Below are 11,023 nucleotides of genomic sequence, written 5' to 3' on the forward strand. Positions count from 1 at the left end.
TTTTAAATGCCATGACTTCGCTTAGTATTAACTTAAATGATAGTACTCTTTTTATAGAAGCTACAATCATTCGACTGATTGTATGGAGTATTAAATGCAAATTGCGCCAGAAAATCCAATTGCATTAGTGGCCACCCAGCTTGACTCTTTACAGCTTAAAATATTGACATTGGCGCTTCAGAAAGTGCCTGATCCGGACTGTGGTTATCATGTGGAGTTAGAGGTTCTGCATGATAAATATTTCCCTAAAACTGATTTATCAGAACGGCTCATGCTTAAGGCACTTGAAAACCTTTTTTATCAAAAATTGATCAGGCAGCGCTTGGGTAAAACAACTTATACTCATATTTTAACTCATTATGAATTAGTTCCCTTTACACGGTTGGTGATCGGCATTGAGCCTGAGGTGGCTCAATTGCTGCTGTCTTATTTTAAGCAATCTACCAAATCTGAGATAGAGGAATAATCATGTATAGCCATGCACATGTCATTGAACTTCTTGCCCAGCTTACCTTACCTGAACGACAAATTATTCAGGCACTCACCACCCAATATCTTAAGTATGAAAATGCCTCTTCTGTTGTTTTAAGCCAAACTGTATTAATCAATTTGGGTGTACCCGCGCAAATGATTACCAACTTTATTATTCGCGCATTTCCTGAGTTTGCCAACCGTGAACTCAGGTTACATTCTTTACTTGATCGTGGGGTTTCCAAGGTTTACTGGATAAGTACCTACACAATGGATATCGAAAATGTCGTGATCGATAATGTTTCAATAAACCCCTGTTTTATTCCTTATATCAAATTTATTCATGAGTTTTTGGCCAGTTATGGAAAGCGGCTCCCTGTTACCCTGAATGGATTTTACTTGGCACAACTCTGGACATTGATACAAACCAATACCGCTTATATTGAAATAAAGCAGCTTCGCCAGTTATTTGAAGTTGAAGACAGGCCTGCATACCAAAAGCAGAGTAATTTCAAAAACCGGTTGCTCAAACCTGCCTTGAATGCGCTTTCTATTATGCTTGATCAAGAAATACATATGAAACCACGCATTCAGAGCAGGACAATCATTGGGTTTGATTTTATCTTAACGGATTGGCCAGACATTTCTGCCAATCTCAAAATGGTATAGACAATCAAGTTGTTAACCTACACAGATCATCCTAATGACTGGTGAGTTATGAAGAGTACTTACTTGTCTCTACCATGGCGCTGATCATCAAGCGATGGAAGCATCACACTACGGGGGGTAAATATATTCTTGATCAATAACGCATGCGCTGAATAAATGCCTTTGACAAACCAGCCTATCCATAGAAATATTTTCTGGATCAGCCACAGCATAAAATCAAAAATTAGTTCATTAAAAATCCAGAAAAGTAGCGCCCGTGTTGAGCTAAAGAACATCATCACAATTAATGCAGCAAAGGAAATGATGATAAACAGCTGGGTATCTTGAGAAAGTGTGAGGAAATAATCCATGGTCTTTTCCTGAACAATTCTAGTTTAATAGGTTTTTGACTTTTTCAAACAAATCCAGTCCTTCAACTTCCGGCATAACAAAACGGTTAAGCTGGTTGTTATCTAGGTTTAAGACTTTTCTTGCTTCTGGCGTGATTTTAAAAATTGGCGTCTTAAGATGGTAAATCCTGTTACCGTCATAAAAAACAATACATTCACCAATAGGCAAAGCCATAAACTGTTCAGGTGTGACCTTTGCTACCTCCTCATCACGTTGCATGGTGGTACTTGCCGCACTATCCCCTTGATTCTTGATCGGCGATGTATCCACCTCGGCACCGCTGATACTTGCACCATGACCCTCACCAATGGCATAGGTGGTACGGCGACGGTTGCCCAGCATTTCTGATGCCTCTGTGGCAGTAGTGTTAGTACCAAGCTTATAGAAAATCTTTGTATAGGTATTACCTAAGATCATTTCCTTATTTTCCTTTTCGTCTGTTTCAAGATTGGCAAATGTCTGGAAAGCGGGGCAAAAGAAAATGCCGGCAGAACGGGATTGCTCCAGCGGCCGTGTCCAGTTTTTATCAATATAGGAACCTGCTTCATCTGGAAAAACAAAGTAGGGTGGATTGGGTTTTAACTCATCCGGCAGTTTCTGAATCCATGAGATCGCAGTCCTGAGGTCTGCAATGATCATTTTGGCGAGTGAAATTGACTGTTCATTCTTACCCATAGTTGGCAGCATCACATAAATAATCTTATGTTGCATAATGGCATCGTACAGCTTGAGTTCTGGGTTATAGGTATTCATAACCTGCCCAAATGAACCGGTAGCAAATTCGTGCAAACGGCCAGCGAGGCCACCAAGAGTCTTGCGGAATTCCTCAACATTAATACGACCGTCCTTGTCACGATAACGGTTGATTAGCATTTTAAACTGGGCTGTGACCGGATCATCAAAGTACTTGGAGTTAAGTTCCTTAAGAATGATATAGATTGTTTGTGCTTCCATAAGTACCATGGAAATATCCATGAAATTGTAGGGCTTGCCAAGACGCTGGAAGGCCGCAACGATGGTTTCAATAGCCTGTTTTGCAGATGACCGATAGTGATCAGTACCTGCGCTGCCCTCCGGAATCAGTGAAATAATACGCGAGGCTACTTCCTGTGGATCACCGTACAAAATGGGATTATAGGTGTTGCTCTGCTCAGGATTGGCTGCATTTAAGATGTATACATCCTGCTCGCGGCCAGCCCATTTGGCCAGCATAATTACGTTATCCAGTTCCGAGCTGCTAAGCTTTCCGTCAATGAAAAGGTAACCACCGCCGTTTCTGATATGCTGGGTCATCAAGTTTGTTCCACAGACGGTCTTTCCGACCCCTGACTGGCCTATCAGCGCCATATGCTGGCTTAGGCGAGAATATGGAATATAAACCGGCATGCCGTTATCCGTGGTATAGCCGATCAGTAATCCGCTCCCTAGGGCTTCAGCTTCAGGAATGGGAATAGGGGATGATTCAATACGGAGTTTTTCTTCAACAGGAAAGAAAAATCGTTTATCCAGAAAAGGTTTTATTTTCTGAGGAAACCATAGGATGCCTGAAAATAGCATCAGTATTAAGATGGCCAAGGACTTGGCCATAAAGTTGAGATCAGAAAAATAGGGATTGCACAGTAATATACCCGCGATGAGGCATATCAAGCCTAAAGCATCCGTGGTACCTGCAAAAGTCAGTGTTCTTTGGTCTTCAAGACTTAGTTTCATGTCAGCCTACTGTAATAAAGTGAATTAACCATTTTTTAAGAGCTTCAGTTCAACAAATGTTTCTGTACCATCATTACTTCGAGCACTGACGAACAATTCTTCCTTGGTTTCCTTGAACAATGGATCATTCGGATGCTGTGTAATACAGTTGAGCAGATTTTGAATAACCGTGGCATGCTCGCCAAAAATGGTGCCTAAATTCTCTTTGGGAAATGAGTAAATGGTGTGGTAAAGGGCATTGGCCGGTAGTAGTTTTGCATTGATACCCAAGCGAACCTTATCTTGTCGCTTCATCCCTTCAAGCTGCCTGAACATTTTTACCATCAAGGCGCGGATGTTGGTCTTAGTCCATTCATCTGCTGAAATATTTTTATATAGCTTGTTCTCTCCAGATTTATAAATCCTAACCAGTTTTACCTGCTTTACGCGCTTGGTGGCTTGATCATCAGGCTTTATGTAGTTGAAACTGACTTCATAAAGATCAGCTTCCTTATGGAATTTGGTAAGGCCACCTATCAAAGTCTGGTCAAAAAACTCATGCAAATGGGTGTTAAAGATAGTCCAGCCCATGTCTTCCTGCTTGACGTGATCCAGCCTTGTCCCGTTGAAAAAATCACTTCTGAGCATAACCATATGCTCATTAATTCTTGACTTTAGGGCAGCATTGGAAATCTTGGGGGATGGCGCTAGCCGCGAAGTTTTGGTTTCTTCATTTGACTCAGGCTTCTTACGGGCTCGCTTTGGTTTTGTGGCTGGTACTGTGGTTGTCTCTCCATCTTTAGCAGCAGCCATTGGGTTCTGCTGATCCTGTGGTATTCCATCTAAAGGAGATTCTGGCGCAATTGATGTCTGATCCTGACTGGATTCAGTTAATTTATTTAAAAAATCAGTGATCACTCCTTCAAGGGTGCCTTCTGGCTGCGTCACTTCAATACTATCTGCACCTGTTATAACCTCACTGGATACAGAACCAAAATCACTCCCCAAAAAATCAATTTGCTGGAACTGGTCATCAACCGGCATAAGCTCGGCATCAATATCAATGGAGGTTGTCTCCATGATCGACTCATGCGGGACAGGATTTTCTAGTTCATTTTCTAGTTCGCTGATGATATCTTCATGTTGATTTTCAGCTAAATCGGGTTCCTCTATATTTAAGGCGCTATTACCTATTGCTATATCGTTCTTGGCCTGCTGCTCAAGTTTGCTCAGAATCGAATTATCAGGGCTAGCATCATCGAGTTTACCTGTCTGGCCAAATAATGTTTCATACCGTAGTGATCCCTCGATGGCATCTTGTTCATCAATGCCACGGATACGGGGATAATTACTTGCTTTTTTTACAATGGAACGGATATGCGAAAGTGAGCCAATAGCCTTAATCCGTAAAATACCATTGGTTATAATCGGCTTGTCATTTTCACTTGAAACCCATTCAACTGAGAGTAACTCACCATTGGTATAGGTAATATCTTCGCCATCGTTACCCTCCATCACAACATTAAGATAACCTTGTTCCTGCAAGTAGCCGTAGATGGCCATGGGTATGCTGCCAACCTTATTCCCAAATTGTGGATAGGTCAGCCTGAAGAGTTTACGAAGCTCCTTAAATAATTTTTCGTTATACAAATAGAGGTCACCCTCAGCAAACATCCCGATACGCTTATCAGTGACTTTTCCGTTGATGCGGTCATTTTCAGAGATAAGTTCAACCAGCAGGCCAAAGAGCATTTCAATTGAATAGGCTTCTTCTTTAACGTCCAAGGTAGTAATGGCCAGTGGTTTAAAACCTTTAATAAAACGTTCCAGTTCAATAAGTGCGACCGGTTCATCCAATATTGGGGAGGGCTTGCCATTCTGGATATGTATTGGCATTTGCGGATAGCGGTAGCTTTCAGTAGGCGCGATATAAGGCACCTCTGTTTGATTGTACGAGTTCTTGTAATAAATATCGTATAAGCCCCTTGCTTGGAACAGTACCCGCTTTTCATGAAGGTTAAGGCTATTAATATGCTTACTATTGCGCAGTTCGCTCCATGAGTAAAACGGGAACAAGGCGGTCAAAATGACCAAGGGATTATTCTTTAAATTGATGGCCTTACCCTTACCGGTCACTGGCCGCAGTGTAGATATGCCGGTATATTTGAATGACTCTATATGTTCAATGAGTTGCTTAAGGTAATCATTAATTTGTTGGCGGTCATGATCTTCTAAGGCGTTAAATAACGCTTCAAAGATGCTCTCATGTTTTAGTAATTTACTTATAGAAAGCGTATTTTTATCTTTCTGGGAGCCTAAAGTTCTGAAGTTAGTCAGGTGTGATTTTACAGCTCCAACTTTTTTAGAATGAACATTCTTGGTAAAGTGATTTCCTAAATTAACGGTAAGTCCATCAATTTCTACAGGACTAATTCTTCTCTGTAATGCCCTGCTTTTTTCTGAATCAAATAGGAACAGAAAAAAATAGACGGTGATCAAAGAAATAATCATGAAAAACAGTAGAAGAATTGAATCCACATTCAGCAAAAAACCTTCATGATTAATACCCACTTTTCGCATGCGTATTAATGCCAGTACAACCCACCAGAATAAAACAATCAATAATGATTTTTTAATTAATTCAAAAGGACTTTGCATCTTAAAATTAACACCCGATTAGCTTAATAATTAAGTTTATCAATAAAAAAATAGATAACTATCTTATCAAAGATAGAACATTTATTTATAAAAGGTTAACATAACAATAGGTATTTATTTTAGGATTTGTTCTCGTAATGATTAAATTAATAAATAAAAAATCATTTCTCTCAAGTGACTTGGTTAATGTTACTCATGTGACACCTCGTCTTTATAAAGCATCCTTACTCATCATTAGTTTGATGCTCTCCAGTCCCGCCAGTCATGCTGACCTTATTTCAAATCTGCCTCAAATTGACCGACCATCATGGCTTCCTGAATTGCCCAAGGATGCAAACTTTGGTTTTACGACCAATACAACCAAATTTAATGAATTAAAAAAAAGGCTTATAGAGCAGAAAGACCGTACTGCATTAAAGCCGCTCAAGCAGCTGGCCGATTCCGGCTTTTCTCAAGCGATCACCTTGTTCGGCTATATTTATGACAACGAACCCAAGCTGGTAAAGCTCAATCCGACTATTGCAGCCCACTACTGGGCGGCTTCAGCGCGGATGAATGATCCAGTGGCTATGTATAACCTTGGGGTACTATATCTTTATGGCCGTGGTGTTCCGCAAACCACGGATACGGCCTTTCGCCTATTTGACCTTGCATCACAGCAAACCATGGGTAAGGCCAATTATATGCTGGGCAAAATGTATGAGGTAAAAAAAGACTATCAGGGTGCAATTCAAGCATACGAAGGCTGCTTTAATTATCAGACTATCCCTAAATGCAAGACCCGCTATGGCATTCTTTCAATTAAAACGAAAGCAGCGAAGGATATTGAAATTAACAAGGTCATGGCTGGTTTGGATGATGCCAGCAGCCGTGGTGATCCGGAAGCCATGTACACCCTAGCCAGATTGCACGCAGAGGGTCTGTTGCTGAGCAAAAGTATGGAAAATATGGTGGCATCTCTGGAGCCATTACGGATTTCACCTGATCCATATTGGCGCAAAGTGGCTGCCGACATGTACAGGGCATATAACCCATCACCAGATGCCATCAAGAAGGGCAGGGATAACTACCGCGTTTCGCATATTGGGGGCATCGTTCAAGGGTTATTACAATCGAGCGTGGATGACCGTAGAACCGTTTTGGAGAAAGGGGATTTATTCACATGATCCCAGCAGATCAACCACAACTGGCGCGCGGTAAAGCCAAATTCTGGCTGGCTGTAAATAACAATGATAAACGGGTTTTAGGGGCAATAATGTTCCCTAATATTTATCATATACCTGATAACCGAAAAAATAAGCTTTATAAGAAATATCGCAAGGAAGCATTGCTCTTACTGGGTATTCATGAAAAATTTGTTGAAACTGGATCACTGGTAATACAGCAGTCAGGCTCACTGGCCGTGGGAATGACAACCAACCGAAAGCTAGGCAATGGTCAAGCGCCGACTGTTTTTAATTTCAACTCCAATAAACATCGTTTCAAGGAAATGTCATCGGCCACAGAGGAGGATAGTCCTAACAACTTATCTGTCCTAATTCGTCAACAGGACTATCTTTCAGCGGAAGTGATTTTTAGGGCATGGGCTGCAATTGATAACGGTCTCATTGTTGGCCTGATTGTATTCCCCCATATCAATGATAGTGGCCAGTACCATAGCAAACAGTTTTATCAATATAAGAACAAAGCCAGAGCTATTTTACAAAAGGTTGGATATGTCATTTCTGGTGATCTGGTGCTGGATCAGCACCAGCAGGTTCGATTCTATACTTATCATCAATTGCATCGCCACGCATATAGGACAATTTCAAACTGGGTTAAGGAATATGGATTAACTAAATCGTTAAAGGAATTTATAAATTAATATTTGCATTAATAGTTAAATTTTCTTATCATCTTTCTTGTCCGAAGCCTAGCTTTAGACTAAATCATTTAGGCTTTAGCCTAAAAGTGGATGTATATTCTGTTTTCAGATTTTCTGATAATTGAATGATATTCGCATCGTTCTTGGAACGTTTATTAGCTTAGGCGTTCAGGTTGTTAAGTTGCTCACGCAACTGACCATCTTTGAATGGTGTCTATTATCATTTTTTACGTACTGGTCTTAAGATCGCCAGTGCTGTACAGAATGTGCAATAGTCATCTTTTGATGGATGGCAATAATGATTGATCTTCATTATTATAAAAGTCTCATACCATGTGTGAGACTTTTCTTTTTTAGACTTAATTAAAGTCTCGTTTTTGAAGATTCTTTATTATGTCTCATTACTCTTTTCAATGATAAAGCGACAATCAGGGCTTAATCTGGATGCCAGTTCATTGATGAGCTCTTCAGTAGATGCGTCACTTACAGCAGTAGACTGCTCAAAGGTTTGATTTAAACGGGCAACAATATCGGCATTCATAGATCGGTTAAGTTCTTTTGCCGATTCAGCTAATTTTTCTTTTAGCTCGGCAGGCATGCGCATTTTGTACTCGATGCCTAAATTTTTACCCATAAACTTGCCTCAATTTTCACTCATGACCAAATAAGAGTTATGCTATTTATTATTTGCCCAATCCTTTAAAATTACATATTGCTCATTAGATAAATTTAGCTTTTTAAATAATGAAATTACACTTTCACTACTACTAGCGCCAATATGGCTAATGAATAAATTGATCAGTTCTTCATCATACCCCAGAGCGGGGGATAGTAAAGTAGGGGAATTGCCTTGGGCAGGATTGGTTTTAGCCGTTGGGTCAACTGTACCTGCGATAGGCCTATTTTCATTTAATCCTGTTCCGACCGTTTTTTTAACAGGAATGGCTGGTTCATTGCTTGACCCACGATCATGACCAGCTGCTTCAATAGGGTTATCATTTTTTAACTGATTACTGGTTAAGGCGTCAGTTGAATTATTTTCCTGCGAATCTTTCTTGGAGGCAGCCAAATCCGCTTGCCCCTCACTTTTAGAAATTTCCGATTTATTCTCTACTGCCTTTGGGTTTTCCATGGCCTTAAGAGTGCGAATTTCACTTTTAAGCCATGTTCTGCTAACAATCCCTTCCTGCTCAAACTGTTGTTCAGCCAATTTTAAGCAATTTGGGTCAAGTTTATATAACTCGTTTAAAGCAACCACAGCATGGACATCGGCCATTTTAAACTTCAGGGCTGATTCCTGAATATTTTTTGGTATATCGAGTATTCCAAGTGACCGTGATAAATCAGAAGGGGCGATACCAAGTTGATCTGCAATATCCTTTTTTAACTTCTCAGGTTGCAGCTCGACCATTTTCTTATAAAAAACGGCTGTTTCAATAGCTGACAGGTTGACCCTGACATGGTTCTCGGCATATTGCTTAAGCGCAATACTGACCTTATCGTTGTCGTCAACGGCCATAATCATGGCAGCAATCGTTTCTATCTTTTTACTGGAAAGAATTGCTCTGACTCGACGCTCACCAACCAGTATCTTGAACCGGTTTTTTTCATTAGGAACAGGGTAGGCTACAATGGGTTCCAGCTGGCCATTTTCCTCAATACTTAACCGTAAAGCTGCAATCTCGTTTTCATCAAACCAAAAACGCACTTGGTTGTCGTCAAAAACAATTTGCTCTTTCTTTAAATTAAGCAAATAAGGCTTTGAATTTAGCCGGCCTTGAATACCTGCGCCACCAGACGTCGCCTGTACTTTTGCCATGATGGCTTCAACGCTATTGCCTTTAGCTTTAGCAGTACTCATTGTAAAAGTCCCTTTCTCATTTTTCTTGGTTCTTAAAAATATCAAGAATTTCAGAAAAAATCCTTAATAAGGATTCTCCTGTTTTAAGTACTTTTGGCACCAGCGCAGTTTGGCCATTATCAATAGCAATTTTATAGTCAACACTATTGGCAATATATTCTTCAAAGGCTTTCCAGCGAAAATCAGGGTTAGCTTTTGAAAGTAGGGCACTCATCAATGTACCAGTTCTATTTTTTGAATAACTGTTTACGAGAATGCGGATTTCTACGGGATGGTTGTGTTGTTCTGAAATGGCTTCAATAAAATTCAGCGTTTCAAGCGTAGACTCATATTCAGAGACGCCAGAAGTCATGGGCGTGATAACCAAGTCAGCGGTTAGTATAATTTCCGAAATTTGATTGAAGGCAGTCTCATTGGGATTGCCAACATACCCTGCGGTATCAATAAATACAAAATCATAATTTTCCTTTGCTTCAGAAATGGCGGTTTCAGGAAAATCATCGTTTGCGCAATTAATGACATCTGGCAACATTAAGCTGGTTTTGCTATCAGTATCTGCTCGGTTCCGCCATTTTGTAGCACTATTTTGTGGATCAAAATCTAAAATGACACTTTTATATCCGGTAGACTTAGCTGCATTGGCCAAGTTTATTGTTGTTGTTGTTTTGCCAACACCACCTTTCTGATTTGCAACAACTATTACTTTTGCTGTTTTACTCATGAAATTACCTGCTTAACATACAGTTATATTAATTACGCAGGTCAATCATACCACAATAAATTTAAAAGGCAATATATTTAAAAAATGACTGGAATTAAAAAAGAGCCCTTATTAGGGCTCCTTTTCATAATCAATTAGTTTTTCTGAATTAAATCAGAACGACTTTGTCCAGCGACTGCTTCATAATCTTTAATCCACTGAGGCAAACGGCCAAGTCCGAACCATGTCTGGGACGGGTTATTTGGATTAACGTACATGTTCTTATTGCTTGAGCGCAATGCTTCACCAGAAGGCGTAAAAATACTGCCAGACTTGGAAAGAATGTTATTAATTTCCTGATTAGTTAGGCGGTGCTTTTGCACGATATCAATTAATTTTTTAACGTCCGCAGCCTTCTCTTCGGATTTTAATTGATCCAATCTATTCTTGGCTGCTTCCATAATACTGGCTAAAGCATCTGGGCTACATGTTTGCAATGCTTGATCAATACTTTCAGTATCACCTAGCTTAATTGGCGAAAGATCACTTCGTGACATTTTTCATTCCCCTGAAAATTAACGTATACATAATGGTCACCGACTATTTTATCGATTTAAAAGATAAAATAGAATAGCTATTTGCTAAAAGCTTTAATTAATGGATATTTTAAAAGCTATTTAACTCAAAAATGTAATCAGTAACCTTTAAAAAATAAGGATAT

At 39.9% G+C, this 11,023-nt stretch carries 11 protein-coding genes; 4 read left to right on the forward strand and 7 right to left on the reverse strand.

The window, feature by feature from the left end; all coding sequences use genetic code 11:
• Positions 1 to 94: 94 nt before the first annotated feature.
• Together BKE30_RS14845 and BKE30_RS14850 are read left to right on the forward strand one after the other, a co-directional pair.
• Entirely contained in the window at positions 95 to 466 is a 372-nt protein-coding gene (locus BKE30_RS14845) for a hypothetical protein (protein ID WP_076879343.1), read from the forward strand.
• A 2-nt stretch (positions 467 to 468) separates the two neighbouring features.
• Positions 469 to 1,140: a replication initiation protein gene (locus tag BKE30_RS14850; RefSeq protein ID WP_076879344.1), complete on the forward strand. Its 672-nt coding sequence runs from the start codon at positions 469 to 471 to the stop codon at positions 1,138 to 1,140.
• 59 nt (positions 1,141 to 1,199) lie between these two features.
• Here BKE30_RS14850 and BKE30_RS14855 read toward each other — a convergent pair whose 3' ends face one another.
• The 3 genes from BKE30_RS14855 to BKE30_RS14865 are packed head-to-tail and all read right to left on the reverse strand — an operon-like array spanning position 1,200 to position 5,877.
• Complete coding sequence (locus BKE30_RS14855) at positions 1,200 to 1,490, reverse strand: hypothetical protein (RefSeq protein WP_076879345.1); 291 nt, start codon at positions 1,488 to 1,490, stop codon at positions 1,200 to 1,202.
• Between the two features lie 19 nt (positions 1,491 to 1,509).
• Positions 1,510 to 3,240 (reverse strand): type IV secretory system conjugative DNA transfer family protein, encoded by a 1,731-nt coding sequence (locus BKE30_RS14860; RefSeq protein ID WP_083698617.1) that lies wholly within the window; start codon positions 3,238 to 3,240, stop codon positions 1,510 to 1,512.
• Positions 3,241 to 3,264: 24 nt separating this feature from the next.
• Positions 3,265 to 5,877, reverse strand: a complete 2,613-nt coding sequence (locus BKE30_RS14865; protein WP_076879346.1) for a hypothetical protein — start codon at positions 5,875 to 5,877, stop codon at positions 3,265 to 3,267.
• Positions 5,878 to 6,014: 137 nt separating this feature from the next.
• Here BKE30_RS14865 and BKE30_RS14870 point away from each other — a divergent pair, with 137 nt between their 5' ends.
• On the forward strand, positions 6,015 to 7,043 hold the full coding sequence (locus BKE30_RS14870) for a tetratricopeptide repeat protein (protein ID WP_083698618.1): 1,029 nt from the start codon (positions 6,015 to 6,017) through the stop codon (positions 7,041 to 7,043).
• Positions 7,040 to 7,741, forward strand: a complete 702-nt coding sequence (locus BKE30_RS14875; protein WP_076879348.1) for a hypothetical protein — start codon at positions 7,040 to 7,042, stop codon at positions 7,739 to 7,741. Before BKE30_RS14870 ends, BKE30_RS14875 begins: the two co-directional genes overlap by 4 nt.
• Positions 7,742 to 8,132: 391 nt before the next feature.
• Here BKE30_RS14875 and BKE30_RS14880 read toward each other — a convergent pair whose 3' ends face one another.
• The 4 genes from BKE30_RS14880 to BKE30_RS14895 all read right to left on the reverse strand — a co-directional run bounded on the left by BKE30_RS14880 (position 8,133) and on the right by BKE30_RS14895 (position 10,859).
• Complete coding sequence (locus BKE30_RS14880) at positions 8,133 to 8,375, reverse strand: Arc family DNA-binding protein (protein ID WP_076879349.1); 243 nt, start codon at positions 8,373 to 8,375, stop codon at positions 8,133 to 8,135.
• Positions 8,376 to 8,417: 42 nt separating this feature from the next.
• Positions 8,418 to 9,602 (reverse strand): ParB/RepB/Spo0J family partition protein, encoded by a 1,185-nt coding sequence (locus BKE30_RS14885; RefSeq protein WP_076879350.1) that lies wholly within the window; start codon positions 9,600 to 9,602, stop codon positions 8,418 to 8,420.
• A gap of 16 nt (positions 9,603 to 9,618) precedes the next feature.
• Positions 9,619 to 10,323: a ParA family protein gene (locus BKE30_RS14890; protein WP_076879351.1), complete on the reverse strand. Its 705-nt coding sequence runs from the start codon at positions 10,321 to 10,323 to the stop codon at positions 9,619 to 9,621.
• Between the two features lie 134 nt (positions 10,324 to 10,457).
• Positions 10,458 to 10,859 carry an H-NS histone family protein gene (locus tag BKE30_RS14895; RefSeq protein ID WP_076879352.1) on the reverse strand — a complete coding sequence of 134 codons (402 nt, stop codon included), beginning with the start codon at positions 10,857 to 10,859 and terminating at the stop codon, positions 10,458 to 10,460.
• Positions 10,860 to 11,023 lie beyond the last annotated feature (164 nt).

The sequence above is a fragment of the Alkanindiges hydrocarboniclasticus genome (genome assembly GCF_001982605.1).
In the GTDB taxonomy this organism is placed as follows: Bacteria; Pseudomonadota; Gammaproteobacteria; order Pseudomonadales; family Moraxellaceae; genus Alkanindiges; species Alkanindiges hydrocarboniclasticus.